Here is a 19,496-nt window from a genome sequence, read left to right on the forward strand (position 1 = left end):
CGGTCGCGCGAGGAGCGACGGCCACCGATCACCTCGAGATGTGGGCCGCGATTCTGTCGATGCTCGCGACGGCCTCCGGAAGCCCGGGGTGATCGAGATACCCGTGCGCGGTCCCGGGCTCGAAGATCGACTCCGCCGAGACGCCGGCATCGGCGAGCAGAGAGCCGAATTCCTCACCGGATGGCCGGAGGTCGTCGGCCTCCGCGTTGACGATGAGCGTTGGGGGGAAGCCGTCGAGGCGCGCGTGTGCAGGGAATGCGACGGGGTCGGCGGTGCTGCCCGATGCCCCGACGTAGTTCTCGGTGACCGCTCGCATGAACTGCGGGCTGAATCTGAGCTCCGGGGGCACCGCGATGGCCGCCTCTCGCGCTGCGGGTCCGGGCGGGGGCACCGTGTCGTGGAGGACGGGGTAGAAGAGCAGGAGCGATGCGGGGAGAGTGCGACCGGCATCGCGCTCGCGTACGGTGACCCCGGTAGCGAGGTTCGCGCCTGCGCTCGCTCCCCCGAGATGGAGGTCGCCGGCGGCGACGCCGAGTAGATCTGCGTCCTCCACAGCCGCCCTCCACCCCGTGAGGACATCGTCGGACAGGGCCGGATGTGACACTCCGGCGAGCGCCTTGCGATAGTCGAGCGCGAGGACCGAGATCCCGCGGGACGCGAGCTCCATACCGACCCAGTGCGACTCGGGCATGTCGAGGCTGCCCGAGATGAAGGCCCCGCCGTGGACCCACACGAGCCCGCGTCCCGGCGTCGTCGGTCCCCGGTAGACGCGACCGCTCACGACTCCGTCAGTCCCGGCGAATTCAACGTCACGAACTCGCACACCGCTGAGGTGCGGAAAGCGACGGACGAGCGATGCGGTGTCGATGTCGCGTCTCGGGTCCTCGACGGGGAGCATCCTGAGAAGCATCTCGAACCGGTCCTTGCCGTCGTCGGCCGGAGTCGGAGGTTCTTCCCTCTCGCTCACGAAATGCTCACCCTCTCGAGCTTGACCGTGATCGGAAGATCGACGGAGCTCGACCCGATGCGCAGGGTCAGCGGCCCGGACCGCGCCACCCACGTCGACAGACCGGCGTCCCATCGGGACAGAGAGCGCGCGCGCACGGGAACACGGACCGGGCCGTAGAAGCCCGACGCCTCCCGAGCGATGGCGGATCCGACGAGCCACCGGACGGGTCCGTCGGGATCCTCTTCGGACCGCTCCGCGTACACCTGCACGACGAGCTTCCCGCTTCGTCTTCCGACGTTCTCGACGTCGACGACCACCGCGAGGTCGTCATCGGCGATCGAGCCCTCGAGTCGGCTCGACCTGAAGGACCACTCGGTGTAGCCGAGCCCCCACCCGAAGGGGAACGCCGGATGACGACCGGCGGCGAGCCAGGCTCGGTAACCGATATGGACCCCCTCGTCGTACGCGAGAGTCCCGTCGACCGGTACGACGTCGAGTACGGGGACGTCGACCTCGTTCGCGGGCCACGTCGTCGGCAGGCGACCCCCCGGTTCAGAGACCCCGAGGAGGATGTCGGCGATCGCGGCTCCCATCTCCTGGCCCCCGAAGTACCCGAGCAGGACCGCGGACACCTCGTCACGCCAGGGCATGAGCACGGGCGAGCCGGCGTTCACGACGACCACCGTGCGCGGGTTCGCGCGCGCCACGGCGTGAACGAGCGCGTCCTGGTGGCCCGGCAGCGACAGAGACGTCCGGTCGAAGCCCTCCGACTCCACCTTCTCGTTCGTGCCCACGACCACGAGAGCGACGTCGGCGGCACGGGCGTTCGCCACGGCCTCCGCGATCAACACGTCAGCGCTCTGAGGGAGCGGTGCCGATCCGAGGGTCACAGACGCCGCGCCGGGCAACGGGTCGTCCGGCAAGACGTCGAATTCTCCCCTGATCACTCGCTCGATGCCTCCCCGGTTCATGATGAGGGTCGTCGCCGACGGCGGAGAGAGGAGCCCGATCCCGACATCGTCGCCGTCCACCTCGACATGCGCCTCGAGTTCGAGTACGCCGTCGACGTAGATCCGCCCGGAACGGGAGGAGGCGAAACCGATCGCCGCCTGCCCATCGGCTTCCGGCATGAGGGTGGTCTCGACGACGATGGTCTTCGCTCGCCCGAGCGGCACATCTCCGTCGAACCAGACGAGGGAGGACGAGAACCGGTCCTCGGAGAAGATCTCCGCGCCCTCATCGTCCAAGAAAGTGACGCGGAGGCCGGCCTCCCCGGTGTAGGGATTCGACAGACGGTCGAGCGGGAACGCCTCGACCCCCTCCGAGACGACCGCGCCCTGCGAGTAGGACACGGCAGCGTGCGGGAGTCCCGCGCGGACGGATTCGAGCGGCGTGGTCGAGTAGGCCGGCACGACCGTCGCGCTCCCACCGCCCTGTGTTCGCGGAGACCGCGCGTGATGACCGATGACGGCGATCGTCGAGATCGCGGAACCGTCCCACGGAAGCTCGTCGTTGTTCGTGAGGAGGACGGCCCCCTCGACCGCCGCCTCGCGAGCGAATGCGCTCACGTCGATCTCGATGGGGAAGACGGGGTCGGAACCCGCGAGCGCACCCACCCGGTGGGCGAGGCGAAGCAGTCGATGCACCTTCCGATCGACGGCGTCGGACGACACGGTACCGTCGATGACGGCGCGCGTGAGTGACTCGCTCCATGCGGGTGACGGACCCGGCATCGCCAGATCCGTGTCGGCGCGCGCAGCCTCGAGGCTGCGCACCGCCGTCCAGTCGCTGACGACCACGCCGTCGAACCCCCATTCCGTCGACAGCGGATCCGAGAGAAGGGCGTTCTCCGTCATCGTGACGCCGCCGATCGAGTTGTAGGCCGCCATCAGGGCCCAGGGGCCCGCTTCGACGGCGAGCTCGAAGGGGAGGAGGTAGAGCTCCCGCAGAGCGCTCTCGCTCAGCCGCACATCCACCGTGAAGCGATCGGTTTCGGAGTCGTTGGCCACGTAGTGCTTCGGCGTGGCGGCGACGCCGTTGTCCTGAAGACCGCGGACGTACGAGGCGGCCAACACGCCCGAGAGCAACGGATCCTCGCTGAACGCCTCGAAGTGGCGACCGCCGAGTGGGGAGCGGTGCAGGTTGATGGTGGGCCCGAGGACGACGTCGACGTCCTTCCGGCGGGCCTCCCCCGCTGCGACGGCACCGTAGCGGTACGCGAGCGCCGGGTCCCATGATGCGGCCAGAGCGGAACCGGAAGGGAGACTGGCCGACGGACGTCGTTCGTCCCAGACGGGGCCCCGGACTCCGGACGGACCGTCCGACAGGATCATCGCGCGCAACCCGATCCGCTCGATGGGCGCCGTCGACCAGAAACTCGCTCCCGAGACGAGCACGACCTTCTCATCGAGCGTGAGCTCGGCGACCAGGGACCGGATCCGCTCCTCGATCGCGCTCACAGCGCGGCCGCCGAGGTCGTCTCCGACGGCGTGCGTTGCGCGTCGATCAGTCGACGCCGCTCGACGCGGCGCACCTCCTGGCGGCGCGGGTGCGGGACGGGCGCGGCCATGAAGAGCCGCTGCGTGTACGGGTGCACCGGTCGCGCCGTGACCTGATCGCCGTTCCCCACCTCGACGATCTCGCCGTGATACATGACGGCGACCCGGTGACTGACGTGGCGGACGACGGACAGGTCGTGGGAGATGAAGAGGTACGCGACGCCCGTCCGCTCCTGGATCTCGATGAAGAGATCCAGGACTCGGGCCTGCGTCGTGAGATCGAGGGCGGAGACGGGCTCATCGCAGACGACCAGTCGCGGCTCGAGGGCCAAGGCCCGTGCGATCGCTATCCGCTGGCGCTGACCGCCGCTGAAATCACGCGCTCGTCGTTGTGCCGCGTCGCTGGGGAGGCCGACGTCGTCGAGAAGCTCGGCGACACGGCCTCGAGCGTCCGACTCGGAGACGCCCCGGGCGCTCAGTGGCTCGCTGAGGATGCTGCCGATCGTCATCGACGGGTTCAGCGAGCTGTACGGATCCTGGAAGACCACTTGGATGTCACTGCTCAGCGCTCTCCGTTCGCGGCGGGAGAGACCGCTGATTTCGCGGCCGTCGAAGCGGATGGAGCCGGACTCGACCGGCGCGAGACCCAGCACGGCTCGTCCGAGTGTCGTCTTGCCGGACCCCGACTCACCCACGAGGCCCATCGTCTCCCCCGGTCGGATGTCGAGTGAGACGCCCTTGAGCGCCCGGAAGGGAGCAGCGCGGAAGCCCTTCTTCGGGTACGAGACGACGAGGTCCTCGATCGTGAGTAATGCGGTCATCGGGTGATCTCCTTGTGGGATTCGAGCGGCTTCCGGGCGTCGCCGTCCTCGAGGATGGCTCCGAGCAGAGAGCAGGTGTACTCGTGTTCGGGGTGGTCGAAGATGGCATCGACCGGTCCGCTCTCGACGATCCGGCCGCTCTGCATGACGGACACACGGTCGCACAGGTCGGCGACGACCCCGAAATTGTGCGTCACGATGAGGACGGCCATCCCCCTCTCCCGTTGCAGATCTCGGAGGAGGTCGAGGACCTCAGCCTGAACCGTGACGTCGAGCGCCGTCGTCGGTTCGTCGGCGATCACGAGTTCGGGGTCGCAGGAGACGGCGCCGGCGATGAGCACCCGCTGCGCCATGCCACCCGAGATCTCGTGAGGATAGGCGGCGAAGGCGTGAGCCGGATCGGGGATGCCGACGCGCTCGAGGAGTGCGAGGGCACGACTCCTCGCCTCCCCTCGCGAGAGACCGAGGACGACTCTCATCGGTTCGACGAGCTGACTGCCGATCGTGAACGACGGATCGAGGTTCGACATCGGCTCCTGCGGTACATAGGCGATCCGGCGGCCACGCACCCGTGCATACGAGCCCTCCCCTCCCTCGTCGAGGCGGTCTCCGGCGAACTCGATGGAGCCGGCTTCGATGTGACCTCCGGAGGAGAGCAGGCCGAGGATCGCGAAGGCCGTCTGCGTCTTGCCGGATCCGGACTCGCCGATGAGCCCGTGGACCTCTCCTCTGCGGACCTCGAGATCCACGCCCTTCACGACCTCGGTCGACCCCTCGCCCTCTCGGTCATACGCGACCACGAGATTTCGGACGCGGAGAAGGACGTCCGTATCGAGCGCCGACGTTCTCCTGTCGTCGGGGTGCAGGATCATGGCAGGGCGGTCGACTCGAGTGTCCGACCCAGCTGCCGGTGGTCGCCGAGCGCGAGCTCGTGGGGCGGATCGCTCGAGCTCGTCACGCGCGGCGTTCGCCACGAGGACGAGAGCCATGCTCGTGAGCCCGATGGCGAGGGACGGCCACAGCATCAGGACCGGGGCCCGATAGATCTGGGCGAAGCCGTCGTTCAGCATGCCTCCCCAGGTCGGGACCGCCTGGTCACCGAGCCCGAGGAATTCAAGGCCGGACTGGACCGCGATCGCGATTCCGAGCAGGACGGCCGACTGGATGATGATGGGCGCTCGGACGACCCCGAGGATGTGACGGCCGATGATGCGCGCATCACTCAACCCTGCCACGCGCGCGGCGTCCACGTAGAGTTCGTCGCGGACCGCCCGGACGGAGACGTGCACCAGGCGGAAGAACGCCGGCGACAGCAGGACGCCGAAGATCGCCATCGATACCCAGATCGACGGCCCGAGAGCCGCTCGCGCGGCGAGGAGGACGACGATCGCCGGCAGCGCCATCACGATCGCCGTGAGCCAGGACGACACGGTATCGAAGAGACCGCCGTAGTATCCGGCGATGAGTCCTCCGACGACGCCAACGAGGAGAGCGACGACGAGGGCGAGCAAAGCTCCCGCGATGCTGATCTGGGTCGCACTGAGAAGCCGCGAGAGTACGTCGCGCCCCGCCGAATCCCCTCCAAGGGGATGCGCGGCGCTCGGGTCGGCGACGACGAGCTGCAGCGAGGAGAGCGTCGGGTCCACCGGTGCGATCCACCTCCCGACGACGGCAACGACGGCGACGACCGCGAGGAAGGCTAGAGCGGCCACCGCGACCGGGTTGCGGAGGAGGCGTCGGAAGAGGGACTGGCGGGCGAGGGTCGGTGCGACGACGGGGGCCGCGGCGTATTCGGTCACGAGAGCCTGACTTTGGGGTTGAGCGCTGCTTGCGCGAGGTCGATCACGAGATTGACGAGGACGACGAGTACGGCCGTCGCCATGACGAGCCCCATGACCATGGGAATGTCGGCCTTCACCGTCGAGCTGACGGCGAGTTGTCCGAGTCCCGGGATCGCGAAGATCTGCTCGACGATGACGGCCCCGCCGAGGAGTCCGACGAACTGGACGGCGAGGACCGCGAGCGCGGGCCCGGCGGCGTTCCGGAGGACGTGTCGCGCGACGACGCGCCGTGAGCTCAGACCGCGACTCCGCAGGGTGCGGACGTAGTCGCGCTCCCGCGCGTCAGCGACGGAACCTCTCACCTGCTGTGCGACGACGACGATGGTGCCGAGCGCGAGGGCGACAACCGGGAGCGTCACCGACGAGAGCCACCCCGCGATGGACGACGTCGGCGGCACGTAGCCCGTGGCCTTGAAGAGCCCGAGCTGCAACGAGAACACGAGGACGAGGCCGAGAGCGACGAGGAAGCCGGGGATCGCGAACCCGAGGATCGAGACGAACTGCACGAGACGGTCCACCCATCCGCCTCGCGTCGCGGCGAGGACGCCGAGGACGACCCCCACGACGGCGGAGAGGATCGTCGCACCGATGACGATCGACAGAGTGACGGAGAGTCGGCTCGTGACGCCCGTCGCGACGAGCTCGCCCGTGAACCACGAGCGGCCGAACTGGCCCTGGACGGCATGCACGAACCAGTCTGAGTACTGCTGCCAGAGCGGGCGGTCCAGGCCGAGTTCAGCGGCCTTCCGCGCCACGAGCTCTGCCGTCGCGTTCTGACCGAGAATGCGGCGCGCGATGTTGTCGCTGTTCGCATACAGCAGCGTGTAGGCGAGCGCCGACACGGCGATCACGAGCACGAGGCCTACGAGCAGCCGACGGAGGATGAAGCGGATCATGACGTGTCCCTGTTGGGGTCGATGGAAGCGGAGGAGGAGGCCGGGGACGGATGCGAATCCGTCCCCGGCCGGCGATCAGCCTGCGGGCTTGATGTCGTAAATCGACGGCACCATGTTGGTCGGATTGAGCGTCACGTCGGTTTCCGCGTCGTGCGCGAAGCCGGCGCTCACCCGGTAGTACGGCGCGAACCAGCCCTGCTCGACGATGTAGCGGTTGAGCTCCTTCGCCTTCTCGACCTGCGTCGCCTCGTCCCCGGTCTGGATCTCGGAGATGAGGGCCGCCGTCGTCTCGTCCTCGTAGTGGAACGGGTTGAACGGAGCGCTCGGCGAGATCATGAACTGGATGAGCTGCCAGTCGGCGTTGGCCTCGAGCTGCATCGGTGCGGCGGGGTATTTCGCAGCGGACATGTCGGCGATGTAGTTCTCGACGGGGGTGTCGGTGAAGGTCACATCGATGCCGACGTCGGCGAGCTGCTGCTCGATGAGGGGGAACTGAGCCGCGCCGAGGACCACCGTGCTCGGCATGGAGAGCTCGAACCCGTCCGGGTATCCGGCCTCGGCGAGCAGGTCCTTCGCCTTCTCCGGGTCGTATTCGTAGTAGCTGTCGAGCTCGGGGTCATAGGCCTCGCTCGTCACTTTGAAGACCTGGGTGGTCACGGTGCCGTTCCCGAGCTGGAGTGCCTCCAGCAGTCCTTCTCGGTCGAGCGCGTAATTGATCGCCTGGCGGACGCGCACGTCGCCCATCGCCGGATTCAGCTCGCCCCCACGGTCGAAGAGGAGAAGACCCTGGAAGTTGAGCTCGCTGGCCTGGATCGTCCAGCCGGCCCCCTCGACCTGGTCGAGGTTGTTGTTGTCGGCCAGCACGAGCGTGTTGATCTCGCCCGCCTTGAGCGCGTTCACCGCTGCCGTCGGGTCGGAGAGGACGTTCATAGTGATGGTGTCGTAGTGCTGAACGTCTGGATTCCAGTAGTCCTCATTCTTCGTGAAGACGTAGGAGGTCCCCGTTACGGTCGCGCCGAGATCGAGTACGTAGGGGCCGGATCCGACAGGGTTCGTATCGGCGTCCTCGGCGTCGAAGGTCGACGGGGCCGCGATGAGCCCGGCCTCCCGGCTCAAGTAGCTCGTGAGGGCGGGGTCGGGCGCGCTCAGGGTGAGTACGACGGTCGAGTCGTCCGTGGCTTCGATCGACTCCACGTTCGCGAGGTCGCCGGCGTACGCGCCCCCGCCGTCCTTGAACCGCTGGAGGTTCTCCCTCACGATCTCCGCGGTGAGCGCCGTGCCGTCGGTGAAGGTCACATCATCGCGGATGGTGAGGGTGAGCTCGGTGTTGTCATCGTTGTAGACGAAGTCGGACGCGAGGTAGGGGCCGACGGAGCCGTCGGACTTCCCCTCGAGGAGAGTGTCGTAAACGGCCTGGTAATAGAGCGCGCGGTTGCCCCACTCGGCTTGCGTCACATCGAACGTGCCCTGGGCGAGGATCTGTCCGAAAACGGCGGACTGGGTTTCACCGCCCGGCTCTTCGGTCGTCGCGCACCCGGCGAGGGCGAGAACGGCGACCGCGGCGACGGCGGCTGTGGCCTTCCAACGGATCATCATCGGTCCTGTTCGTCATGGGCGATCGTCGGTGACCGCCTCTGTGCGAGGACGTTAGCACCAAAACCTAGCGACCACTAGGTATTAAGAAATCACGATTTGGACACGACGCTCCGGGCGTTCGCCGCCGCCGCGTCCGGCCTCTTCCACGCCAGCCGGTAGGGTGAACGGATGGTCCGGCAGGGAGAGATCGCGTGACCGATGACATCCGCTCGAGAAGCGCCGGCAGCGCGCAGAAGCGACGACCGCGCGGGAGTTACGCGAAGTCGGTCGACACACAGGAGGCCATCCTCGACGCGGCTCTCGGCGTCTTCGCGCAGAACGGCTTCCGCTCGGGCTCGCTGCGCGAGATCGCCCAGCGGGTAGGCATCAGCGAGGCTGGTCTACTGCACCATTTCGAGAGCAAGGCGCGACTGCTGGCTGCGGTGCTCGACCGGAGGGACGAGCTCGCGCGGGCCATCGTCCCGAGCACCTCCGAGGACGGTGTGAAGACGCTCAGAGGGCTCATCGCTCTCGCACGCTTCAACGCCTCAGAACCGGCGGTCGTCGAGTTGTTCTGCACGCTGTCCGCGGAGGCGACGTCCGCAACGCACCCCGCGCACGCCTACTTCATCCGGCGATACGAGACGGTGCGCGCGACGGTCTTCGCCGCATTCTCCGATCTCGAGGGTCGAGGCCTCCTCCGGAGCGGCGTGACTCCCGACGGGGCCTCTCGAGCGACGATCGCCATCATGGACGGCCTGCAGATCCAATGGCTCCTCGACCGCGGCCTCATGGATATGGCGGAGGATCTCCACACATTCCTCGGCACCCTGACGAGCGCCGATCTGTGATCGCGGTGGTCACGCCGAGCGCGACCACCGCGATCCGCTCTCGCTCCTAGAAGGCCACGACCGGCTTCACGACCTCTCCGGAGGCCGAGTCCGCGAAGCCCTGGTTGATGTCCTCGAGCGCATAGCTGCGCACGAGCTTGTCGATGGGGAAGCGCCCCTCCTTCCACAATTCGACGAGCTTCGGGATGAATACCTGCGGTACCGAGCTGCCCTGAACGATCGTGGTGAACGTCCACCCTTTCACGAGCGACAGTCCGATCTCGAAGGACACCTCGGTTCCCGGCTTCGCGGCCCCGACCAGGGCGAGCGTGCCCCGGAGGGCGAGGGCGTCGGCTGCCTGACGGAGCAACTCCGGGCGTGCGGTCGTGTCGAGCACGTAGTCGGCACCAACACCCCCCGTGAGACGCATGATCTCCTCGGTGAGGTCCGACTCGCGCGTATTGATCGTGTCGGTCGCACCGAGCTCGCGGGCGAGGTCCAGCCGAGAGGGATGGATGTCGACGGCGATGACGCGTGAGCAGCCGGCGACCCGGCCGGCCATGATGGCCCCGGAGCCGACGGCACCGGTTCCGATCACGACGAGCGAGCTGTTGAGGCCGGGCTTGAGCTGATTCAGGATCGACCCGGCACCGGTCTGGATTCCGCAGCCCAGGGGAGCCATGATCTCGAGCGGCACGTCGTCGTCGACCTTGATGACGCTCTCCTCGACGACGTTGGCGTGCGTCGAGAACGACGACTGTCCGAAGAAGTGCGAGGAAATGACCTCTCCGTCCTTCGACAGCGCCGTCGAACCATCAGGACGCCGTCCGCCGAAGTCGGCCGCGAAGAGGTTCTCGCAATAGGCCATCTGGCCGGCGCGGCAACGAGCGCAGTGCCCGCAATAGGCGGCCGCCAGCAGGACATGATCTCCCGGCTCGACCGTTCGGACGGAGTCGCCCACCGCTTCGACGATGCCCGCGCCTTCGTGACCGAGGACGGCCGGCAACGGGGTCGGATAGACCTGATCGCGGACGATCGCGTCCGTGTGACAGACACCCGAGGCGACCATCCGCACGCGGACCTCGTTGTGCCGGAGGTCGTCCAACTGGAGTTCCTCGATGACGAGGTCGGCGTGCGGCTCGCGAACCACCGCCGCTGTGACCGTGATACTCATCTCTGTCTTCCGTTCCGCTTAGAAGGGGTAGGCCTGGTCGGACTGCTCGACCGTGATCCATTTGAGTTCCGTGAACTCGTTGATCACCGCGCGACCGTCGAAGCGGCCGAACCCACTCGCCTTCATTCCGCCGTACGGCGCCTGTGCTTCGTTCTGGACGGTCGCACCGTTGACGTGCACATGCCCGGCGTCGATCCGCATGGCTACCTGCAGCGCGCGGTGACTGTCCTTCCCGAAGACCGCCGCCGCGAGCCCGTACTCGGTGTCGTTGGCCACCTGCACGGCCTCGTCGACGCCCGAGACGCGGACGACGGTAGTAATGGGTCCGAAGGTCTCCTGGTCGTAGATCGCCATGTCCGGACGTACGTTGTCGACGATCGTCGCAGCCATCGACGCTCCATCGGCATGTCCGCCGACGACGACCGTCGCACCCTTCTCGACTGCGTCGTCGATGAGGCCGTTGATGCGATCGCCCGACTCCGCGCGGACCATCGGACCGATGATGCACGAGGGATCGGTCATGGGGTCGCCCGAGACGAGCTGCCCGGCACGTTCGGCGAACTTCGCGACGAACTCGTCGGCGATCGACTCGTCGACGACGAACCGCTCCGTCGACATGCAGATCTGCCCCTGGTACATGAAGGACCCGAACACGGCGGCGTTGACCGCTCCGTCGATGTCGGCGTCGTCGAGCACCACGAGAGGCGCCTTCCCTCCGAGTTCGAGCAGGACGGGCTTGAGGTGACGGGCGGCCTTCTCGGCGATGATGCGGCCGACAGCGGTGGAACCCGTGAAGTTGACGCGGCGGACGGCGGGGTGAGCGATGATCGCCTCGACCACTCGGTCCGAGTCCTCGGCGCTGCTCGTGATGAAGTTGAGCACACCGGCCGGGAGACCCGCGTCGTGAAGCACTTCGGCGATGATGGCGTGGGTGCGCGGGCTCGTCTCCGACGCCCGGAACACGACGGAGTTGCCGCAGACGATGGGATAGGCGATGGCCCGCGCCGCGAGGACGCCGGGACCGTTCCACGGTGCCATGCTGAACACGACGCCGGCGGCCTGCCGAACCGTCATCGAGAGTGTTCCGGGCTTGTCCGTGGGGATCGTCTCGCCCTGGATCTGCGTCGCGAGTCCCGCTGCTTCACGGAACAACTGAGCGGTCAGGAAGACGTTGAAGCCGGCCCAGAGCTGAGCCGCGCCGACCTCGGACATCATCGTCTGAATGAAGTCGCCGGCGCGCTCCTCGATGAGGTCGGCCGCCTTGAGCATGACCGCCCGCCGCTGGGTCGGGCCGGTGGTCGACCACGAACGGAACGCCGTGGCCGCCGACTCGACGGCGTCGAGTGCGTCCTCGACGCTCGCCGCCGCGCCTTCGGTGACGACCTCGCCGGTCACGGGATTGCGTCGCTCGAACGTCTTGCCTTCGCGGGCGCTACGGCCCTCGTTGTCGATGATGAGCTTGGTTTGCATCGGATCTCCTCGGTCGCCGTTGACTCGTAACCCGTCACGCCTCGGGCGTGACGGTGTAACGGTAGCACGCCGATGCGCAGAATGGTGTTATACGTTTTCGGGGACGAGAGCACCGTTGCCAATCGGCGCTCCGATCACCGACTCCACGTACTCGGTCGCCGCGGGAGCGAGTGCGCCGTGGGTCGCCAGGAATAGTCCGTGTGCGTGTGCGCCTCGCCATCCGGCTGGCCGGAGGGCCAGCGGGAGCGATGGATCGCGGAACGGGAAGTGGCGATACGTCGAGACCAGCTCGGTGCGGGCGGCGAGCGCGGCCGCCCCGTCGAGCTCCGCGACCGAGTCCCCGAGGACGGCGTGTTCGACGATGAAGCGTTCGTAGTCCGCATTCAGCGCCACGAGATCCCAACACCGGTCGGCGAGGCTGCGGTCGCCGTCGACGCTGTCGCTCCGCGCCAGGAGAACATCGACCGTCGCCGAGGGGAATTCCCCACGCAGCCGGTGCGCGCGAACGCGCTGATCACCCGGGGTCAACCATGTAGACATCGTGAGCGAGCCGAATCCGAGCCACGAGAGCCTCTTCTTGAGCTGCTCCCGCACGGAGCGGTCGCTCTCGTCGAGCTGGAAGATCACCTGTGTCCAGGCGCCGTCCCACTCGTCGGCGTACGGTTCGAAGATGCGGGATCGACCCTCATCGAGAACGACCAACAACTCGTCGCTCAGCCGATAGATCGTCTCGCGGCCCACGCGTCGCGTCGTGAACCACCCCTCCTGCCGGAGCCGGGACAACGTCACACGGGTCGTCGCCGGCTCGACGCCGAGAGCAGCCAGAAGGGTGACGAGATCGCTCGCCCTGACCTCGCTGTCGACGTAGCGCAGGTAATCCCCGAACATGTCCAGGATGAGCGCTCGCGGCTTCATCGTCGTCGTTGCCATGATCGACCGGTCCTTCCTCGCGCGCGACACCCCGCTCAGTATGTTCTCATCTCCGCCGCCTCAGACTGCCGGGGCGAGCTTGCCGGCGACGTCCTCGCGGAGGAGCTTCTTGTCGATCTTCCCGACCTTCGTGAGCGGAAGGGCATCGAGCACCTCCAGGCGCTCCGGGAGCTTGAACGCCGCAACACCCTCCTCCGTCATGAACGCTCGAACCGTCTCCAGGTCGAGATCGGCGCCCGGGCGGAGCTCGACGTAGAGGCAGAGGCGTTCGCCGAGCACGGGATCCGGCATACCGACCGCCGCCGCGAGCTCGACGGACTCCAGCCGGTACACGATGTTCTCGACCTCCTCGGCGGAGATCTTCTCACCACCCCGGTTGACGAGGTCCTTCTCCCGCCCGTGCACGACGAGGTTGCCGTCCGAACGGCGCACGACGACGTCCCCGGAGCCGTACCACCCGTCGACGAACGCGCGCTCGTTGTGCTCCGGCGCGCGATAGTAGCCACGAGGCGTGTACGGACCGCGCGTGAGGATGAGGCCAGGGGTCCCGTCGGGAACGTCCTTTCCGTCGGCATCGACCACGCGGATCTCGTCCCCGTCAGAAACGGGGCGGCCCTGCGTCGACACGATCACGTCGTCGGGGTCGTCGAGGCGCGTCATGTTGATGAGCCCCTCGGCCATCCCGAACACCTGCTGCAGCGTCGCGCCGAGCTCGGGCCGCACGCGTGCCGCGAGTTCATCGGGCATCCGCGAGCCCCCGACCTGAAGGACCTGCAGAGACGCGAGCGACTCCGCGCCCACCTCACGCTGGTGGTCTATCCAGCGCTGAGCGACGGCCGGGACCGCCGATGCGATCGTCACCTTCTCCTTCGCGATGGTCGCAAAGCCGCGGACCGGTTCCGGACTCGGGAGCATGACCGCGGTTCCACCGACGAAGAGGGTGCCGAGCACTCCGGGGCATGCGAGCGGGAAGTTGTGGCTCGCGGGAAGCGTCCCGAGGTAGACGGTGTCCGATGTCAACCCGCTGACGACGGCGGTGGCGACGACGTTGTAGGCGTAGTCGTTGTGGGTGCGTGTGATGAGCTTGGGCAGCCCGGTCGTTCCTCCGGACAACAAGAAGCATGCCGGCGAGTCCGGGTGCGGTGCGAGATCATCCATCCGCACCCGCGCGCCGGGCTCGTCAGGAGCCGCGAGGAGGTCGTCGAGGGAGATCGCAGGTGCGCGCGTCTCGCCCGTCGTCAGTATCCAGCGCACGGTGGGGACCGCTGCCACCACCTTCTCAGCGAGCGCCTGATGGTCGAAGTCTTTGATGCGGTCGGGCACCGCGATCGCCACGACCTCCGCCAGTTCCGCCAGGTACGTCAGTTCATGGTGGCGATGTGCCGGAAGCGCCATCACCGGGATGACCCCTGATCGGAAGCACGCGAGTGTGAAGACGACGAACTGCCAGTCGTTCGGCAGCTGCACGAGGACGCGGTCGTCCGGCTCCAGTCCCAGAGCGAGGATCCGCTCGGCGGCGGCGTCGGCCCGCTCCACGAGTTCTCGGTAGGTCAGTCGCACGGGTTCGCTGACGAGCGCGATCTTGTCCGGGTCCCGATCAGCCGCTTCGAGCACGTACTCCCCGATCGAACGGTCCCGCCACCAGCCGCGATCCCGGTATCGGGCGGCGTCCTCGAGTGGCCAGGGAACGACACCGTTCCTCGTCGGTTCCGTCATGAGGTCCTCACTTCCTTGTGAGCGGGCAGCACGATGGCGTCGAGGGCGACGATACCGCTCGGAGTGCTGCGGAGGGGGTTGATCTCGATCTCGTCCACGACGCCGTCTGCAACGAGTGCGCCCAATCGCACGACGATGTCGGCCAGCACATCGAGATCCACCGCGGCTCCACCTCGGTGCCCGAGAAGGAGCTCGCGTGCGACGAGGTCCTCGGTCATGGCGACGGCGACGGTGTGAGCCAGTGGAGCCGTGCGGATGGCGACATCGCCGAGGACCTCCGTCGCGATTCCGCCGACACCGACGGCAACGATCGGGCCGAAGACGTCGTCGTTGCGGGCACCGACCACCAGGTCGACGCCCGGACCCGCCATCGACTCGACGAGGAACTCGGAGGCCCCTGCGGCCTCGAGGACGTCGAGCGCACGCTCGAGATCATCGGTGGTACGCACGCCGAGGACGACTCCCCCGACCTCGGTCTTGTGGAGCACGGAGGCGTCGAGGAGCTTGACGGCGAGCGGAGCATCGAGCTCTCTCCACGCCCGTCTCGCCTCGTCCCGGTCGGCGCAGCGATACCGCGGCGGTGTGGGGACCCCGAGTGCGTCGAGGAGGTCCTTGCCTCGCGCTTCGTCCCAGCCCTCGTCGGCGACCGAAGCGACCCAGGGAGGGACGACGGGCGACGAGATGGCGGCCTCGGGGCGAACGGCCCTGGCTCTCGCGTCGTCGGTGAGAGCGGCCAGCCCGTGCGCGAGCTGGTTGGGTCCGGACAGAACGGGCACTCCCGACTCCCGGCCCGATCGACGGATGTCCGACACCTCGGAAGCAGGACCGTCGACGCCGATCACCACGGGGATTCCGTCGGAGATGTCGGCGGCCAGGACGTCGGTCACGATGTCGACCACCGGCTCGGTGATCGCGTACACCCCGAGGACGTCGGTCACCGGATCGGCGGCGACGGTCCGGACCACCGCGGGAAACGTCTCACTGGGCCGTCCCGTATCGACCGGGTTGGCCTGGAAGGTGAGAGGCGGCAGGAGGTCGGCGAGCGCCCCCTGCGTGTCGCGACCGAGCGCCGGAAGATGGTTCGCGTCGCCCAGGGCGTCGGCGATGAGCAGACCGGGGCCGGCCTGGGCCGTGATGAGAGCCACCCCCGGTCGAGCCGACGCCCGTGCCCGACGCGCGGAGAGGGCCGTCGCCGCGGCGACCGCCTGCGCCTCGTCGCCGACCAGCACGGCTCCCGCTTGTCGGAGGGCGGCACGGGTCGTCCGCCACGACGTGGCGAGCGCGCCGGTGTGCGATCGCGCGAACTCCGAGACGTCGTTGCGCCCGACGACGAGAGCCACGACGGGCTTCACCACGGCGAGTTCGGCGACGGCGGTCATCAGCGCGCGGCCATCCGGAACCGTCTCGACGTGCAGGATCACCGCACGTGTCGGTTCGTGATCGATCAGGTACTGGAGGACATCAGGAGCGGAGACGTCCTGGCCGGCGCCGATGCCCACACCGAGGCTGACGCCGGCTCCGTCGCTCTCGAGGCGGAACGAGAGCACGTGATTGATTCCCCCGCTGGCCGCCACGACGGCCACCGATCCGGCCCCCAGACGACGGACCCCCGGGACGAAGCTCGCGAAGAGCGCTGCGTCCGGGACGAAGAATCCGGACGTGTTGGGTCCGAGCAGACGAATACCCGTCTCAGCGACCACCGTGTCGAGATCCCGCGCGTAGTCGACGCCGACGCCGCCCGCCTCGGCGAATCCCCCCGCACAGACGAGGGCGGCACCGATGCCCGCCTCGGCACTCTCTCTCACCGCCGAGGCGGTGTGCGTCGCCGGAACGCACATGATGGCGAGGTCGGGGACCCCTCCCGCCGCGGCGGCTTCAGCAATCGATGAGTGCATGCCCGCGGTCGGTCGGCTGTTGACCAGACGCACGTCCCCCGGGAAGGTCTTGAGCGACGACGCCATGGCGTAGCCGAGCTTCTCCGGATTTCCGGACGCACCGACGACGACCACGCCCCTCGGCGCGAGGAGCGGCACGAGATCACGCGGTGGCATGAGAACGCTCCCGCTTCGCGACGGCGTCCGCTCGTCCGGACAGGATTAGCGTCGCCGCCGCCGCATCGTCGAGGTCGTCGTCGAGGATGACCACGACGCGGCCCGCTTCTAGCCGCGCCCGCTCGGCGACGAGAGTCCTCGTCGTCGCCGTTCCCCCGTGCACGAGCACGACCGGGGCCGCGGTCGACGGCGAGACCTCGGCAGCCGCGCGCTCATCCACAGGGGCTTCTAGCGCCTCGAGCTGCACGCCCTCCTCCAGGGTCGTGTCCGCGGCGTCGCTCAACCGGGCGGGAGCGTCGTCGACGAGACGGAGTCGTCGATCCGTCACTCGCACCGCGCCGAGGTCGAGGGGGCTCTCGAGCGGTGGGGCTCCGTGCTCCCTGCGCCACGCGTCGTCGACGGCTTCGGCCAGATGCGGGTCTCGGCGGCGGACTCGTTCGATGTCGATGCTGCGGGAGAAGAAGTGGAAGGCGAACTCGAGGGGGTCGAGCGCGTCGTAGTATCGCCCGAAGTTCTCCCACCAGCTCAGGCTCGGTCCGGCTGCGTTCTGGATGCGTTCGACCTCGGGACGGCGCTCCTCCTCGAAGCGCTCGAACGCTGCGCGGACGTCGACCTCGGGCGCGGCGAGTTCCCTCGCGAGCACGATGGCGTCCTCCATCGCCATCTTGGTTCCCGACCCCACGGAGAAGTGAGCGGTGTGCACCGCGTCGCCCAGCAGGACGACGTTCCCGGAGTGCCACTTCTCGGTGCGACGTGTGCGGAAGTTGCCCCAGCGCGAGTTGTTCCCGACGAGTTCCGCTCCGTGGATGTCGTCGGCGAAGAGCCGCTCGAGGTACCGACGGGTGACGTCGTCCGATGCTCCGGGCGGTGTGCTCATGTCGAATGCGTCGAGGCCGGCGGCCCGCCACGTCCTCTCGTCCGTCTCGACGATGAAGGTGCTCAGCTCGTCGCTGATGGGGTACGCGTGGGCGGCGAAGTTGCCGTGCTCGTTCTTCCGGTGCAGGAAGGTGAGTCCGTCGAAGAGGTGCGTCGTCCCGAACCAGATGAACTTGGCGACCGCCGTCTCGACGGTCGACCCGAGCTCGGGTTCGAACATGTCGCGGATACGGGAGTTCGCCCCGTCGGCCCCGACGACGACGTCGAAGTCGGACAGCTCGTCGAGGGACCTCACCTCCGTGCCGAATCTGAGATCAACCCCCGCATCGGCGGCAGAGCCCTGCAGCTCGCGGAGCAGCACCCTTCGATGCACCGCTGCCATTCCGTTTCCCGCGAACGTGTGAGTCTCCCCCTTGAGCGCGACGGCGATGGCGTCCCAGTGGACGCCGTAGCGCGCGAGGGCATCATGGAGAACGGGATCCGCATCGTCGATGCGCTGAAGGGTCCGGTCCGAGAACACCACCCCGAAGCCGAAAGCATCGGTCGGTCGGTTCCGTTCGATGAGCACGACCTCGATGTCGGGTCGAGCTCGTTTCAAGAGGGTGCTGAAGAAGAGGCCCCCGGGGCCCCCGCCGACACAAGCAACACGAATCGCCATTGATTTTCCGTTCCGTCGTTGCTCGTCATTATGCAACACTTAGACGCAGGCGACCAAAAAAATGTCACACAAGGATCGACCTGCTTCTTTTCAACGACGAGAGGACCATGATCATGCAGCAGATGGACGGCACTGCCGACACGCCGGAGCTGGAGCAGCTCTATCGTGATTTCGCGGCAAACGACATGGCCCCGTTGTGGACGCAGCGGGACGATCTCATGCCGATGACACCATCCCCGCAAGCGATCCCCCATGTCTGGCGGTGGAAGACCCTTTATGACATCGCTCAGCGCTCGGGCGATCTGGTGCCGGTGGGACGTGGTGGCGAGCGCCGTGCCGTCGGTCTCACGAACCCGGGCCTCCCGGGCACCGGGTACGCGACTCCCACTCTCTGGTGCGCCATCCAGTACCTCGGCGGCCACGAGACCGCCCCGGAACACCGTCACTCGCAGAACGCTTTCCGATTCGTCGTCGAGGGTGAGGGCGTCTGGACCGTCGTCAACGGTGATCCTGTCGCCATGCGTCGGGGTGATCTCCTCCTCACGCCCGGCTGGAACTTCCACGGCCACCACAACGACACCGCGAACCCGATGGCCTGGATCGACGGCCTCGACATCCCGTTCTCGAGCCAGATGGACGTCGGATTCTTCGAGTTCGGCTCGGAACGGGTGACCGACGAGGCCTCCCCTGCCGTCTCCCGAGCGGAACGACTCTGGGCACACCCCGGACTCCGTCCCCTGTCAGGTCTCGAGGACAAGGTCTCGTCACCTCTCAGCGCCTATCGGTGGGAATACACCGACGCAGCGCTGCGTGAGCAGTTGGCGCTCGAGGACGAGGGTTTCCCCGCCACCGTCGAGCAGGGGCACGCTGCGATCCGCTACTCGAACCCCACGACGGGCGGCGACGTCATGTCCACGATCCGGTGCGAGTTCCACCGACTCCGGGCCGGCGTCTCGACACCAGCACGCCACGAGGTCGGCTCGTCCGTCTGGCAGGTCTTCGAGGGCGAGGGCACGGTCGTCCTCGGCGACGTCGAGACGCGACTCGAGACGGGCGACCTCTTCGTCGTCCCCAGTTGGGTGCCGTGGTCGCTCCATTCCGACACGCAGTTCGACCTCTTCCGATTCTCGGACGCACCGATCATGGAGCGCCTCAACTTCGCCCGTACCTTCGTCCCCTCGGCGAACTGACCGCACCTCGACACGGAAGCC

The 19,496-nt window shown here is 67.7% G+C and carries 14 protein-coding genes; 2 read left to right on the forward strand and 12 right to left on the reverse strand.

The features are described from left to right. Positions 1 to 28 precede the first annotated feature (28 nt). The 6 genes from ELQ90_RS08210 to ELQ90_RS08235 all read right to left on the reverse strand — a co-directional run bounded on the left by ELQ90_RS08210 (position 29) and on the right by ELQ90_RS08235 (position 8,601). A complete protein-coding gene (locus ELQ90_RS08210; RefSeq protein ID WP_243696074.1) occupies positions 29 to 781 on the reverse strand; it encodes an alpha/beta hydrolase in 753 nt (250 codons plus the stop codon). A 182-nt stretch (positions 782 to 963) separates the two neighbouring features. After that, positions 964 to 3,408, reverse strand: a complete 2,445-nt coding sequence (locus ELQ90_RS08215; RefSeq protein ID WP_128494813.1) for a beta-glucosidase family protein — start codon at positions 3,406 to 3,408, stop codon at positions 964 to 966. Next, positions 3,405 to 4,268, reverse strand: a complete 864-nt coding sequence (locus tag ELQ90_RS08220; RefSeq protein WP_128494814.1) for an ATP-binding cassette domain-containing protein — start codon at positions 4,266 to 4,268, stop codon at positions 3,405 to 3,407. The genes ELQ90_RS08215 and ELQ90_RS08220 overlap by 4 nt, the downstream gene beginning before the upstream one ends. Continuing rightward, positions 4,265 to 6,067: a dipeptide/oligopeptide/nickel ABC transporter permease/ATP-binding protein gene (locus ELQ90_RS08225; RefSeq protein WP_128494815.1), complete on the reverse strand. Its 1,803-nt coding sequence runs from the start codon at positions 6,065 to 6,067 to the stop codon at positions 4,265 to 4,267. The genes ELQ90_RS08220 and ELQ90_RS08225 overlap by 4 nt, the downstream gene beginning before the upstream one ends. Next, positions 6,064 to 7,005 carry an ABC transporter permease gene (locus tag ELQ90_RS08230; protein WP_128494816.1) on the reverse strand — a complete coding sequence of 314 codons (942 nt, stop codon included), beginning with the start codon at positions 7,003 to 7,005 and terminating at the stop codon, positions 6,064 to 6,066. The genes ELQ90_RS08225 and ELQ90_RS08230 overlap by 4 nt, the downstream gene beginning before the upstream one ends. 75 nt (positions 7,006 to 7,080) lie before the next feature. Then, entirely contained in the window at positions 7,081 to 8,601 is a 1,521-nt protein-coding gene (locus ELQ90_RS08235; protein ID WP_243696075.1) for an ABC transporter substrate-binding protein, read from the reverse strand. A gap of 191 nt (positions 8,602 to 8,792) precedes the next feature. Here ELQ90_RS08235 and ELQ90_RS08240 point away from each other — a divergent pair, with 191 nt between their 5' ends. After that, on the forward strand, positions 8,793 to 9,431 hold the full coding sequence (locus ELQ90_RS08240; RefSeq protein ID WP_243696076.1) for a TetR/AcrR family transcriptional regulator: 639 nt from the start codon (positions 8,793 to 8,795) through the stop codon (positions 9,429 to 9,431). Between the two features lie 46 nt (positions 9,432 to 9,477). Here the strand turns inward: ELQ90_RS08240 and ELQ90_RS08245 are convergent, their stop codons facing one another. The 6 genes from ELQ90_RS08245 to ELQ90_RS08270 all read right to left on the reverse strand — a co-directional run bounded on the left by ELQ90_RS08245 (position 9,478) and on the right by ELQ90_RS08270 (position 18,285). Beyond that, positions 9,478 to 10,584, reverse strand: a complete 1,107-nt coding sequence (locus ELQ90_RS08245; RefSeq protein ID WP_128494817.1) for an NAD(P)-dependent alcohol dehydrogenase — start codon at positions 10,582 to 10,584, stop codon at positions 9,478 to 9,480. Between the two features lie 18 nt (positions 10,585 to 10,602). Next, positions 10,603 to 12,054 carry an aldehyde dehydrogenase gene (locus tag ELQ90_RS08250; RefSeq protein ID WP_128494818.1) on the reverse strand — a complete coding sequence of 484 codons (1,452 nt, stop codon included), beginning with the start codon at positions 12,052 to 12,054 and terminating at the stop codon, positions 10,603 to 10,605. Between the two features lie 87 nt (positions 12,055 to 12,141). Beyond that, the gene (locus tag ELQ90_RS08255) at positions 12,142 to 12,984 is read right to left on the reverse strand and encodes a PaaX family transcriptional regulator (RefSeq protein ID WP_243696077.1); all 843 of its coding nucleotides are present in this window, start codon (positions 12,982 to 12,984) and stop codon (positions 12,142 to 12,144) included. 60 nt (positions 12,985 to 13,044) lie between these two features. Then, the gene (locus ELQ90_RS08260) at positions 13,045 to 14,700 is read right to left on the reverse strand and encodes a (2,3-dihydroxybenzoyl)adenylate synthase (protein ID WP_128494819.1); all 1,656 of its coding nucleotides are present in this window, start codon (positions 14,698 to 14,700) and stop codon (positions 13,045 to 13,047) included. Then, positions 14,697 to 16,751, reverse strand: coding sequence for an acetate--CoA ligase family protein (locus ELQ90_RS08265; RefSeq protein ID WP_128494820.1), 2,055 nt, complete (start codon positions 16,749 to 16,751; stop codon positions 14,697 to 14,699). Before ELQ90_RS08265 ends, ELQ90_RS08260 begins: the two co-directional genes overlap by 4 nt. Then, complete coding sequence (locus ELQ90_RS08270) at positions 16,738 to 18,285, reverse strand: FAD-dependent monooxygenase (RefSeq protein ID WP_128494821.1); 1,548 nt, start codon at positions 18,283 to 18,285, stop codon at positions 16,738 to 16,740. The genes ELQ90_RS08265 and ELQ90_RS08270 overlap by 14 nt, the downstream gene beginning before the upstream one ends. 113 nt (positions 18,286 to 18,398) lie before the next feature. Here ELQ90_RS08270 and ELQ90_RS08275 point away from each other — a divergent pair, with 113 nt between their 5' ends. Then, on the forward strand, positions 18,399 to 19,475 hold the full coding sequence (locus ELQ90_RS08275; RefSeq protein WP_128495184.1) for a cupin domain-containing protein: 1,077 nt from the start codon (positions 18,399 to 18,401) through the stop codon (positions 19,473 to 19,475). The last annotated feature ends 21 nt before the right edge of the window (positions 19,476 to 19,496 follow it).

This window comes from Labedella phragmitis (assembly GCF_004078635.1).
Classification (GTDB): Bacteria; Actinomycetota; Actinomycetes; order Actinomycetales; family Microbacteriaceae; genus Labedella; species Labedella phragmitis.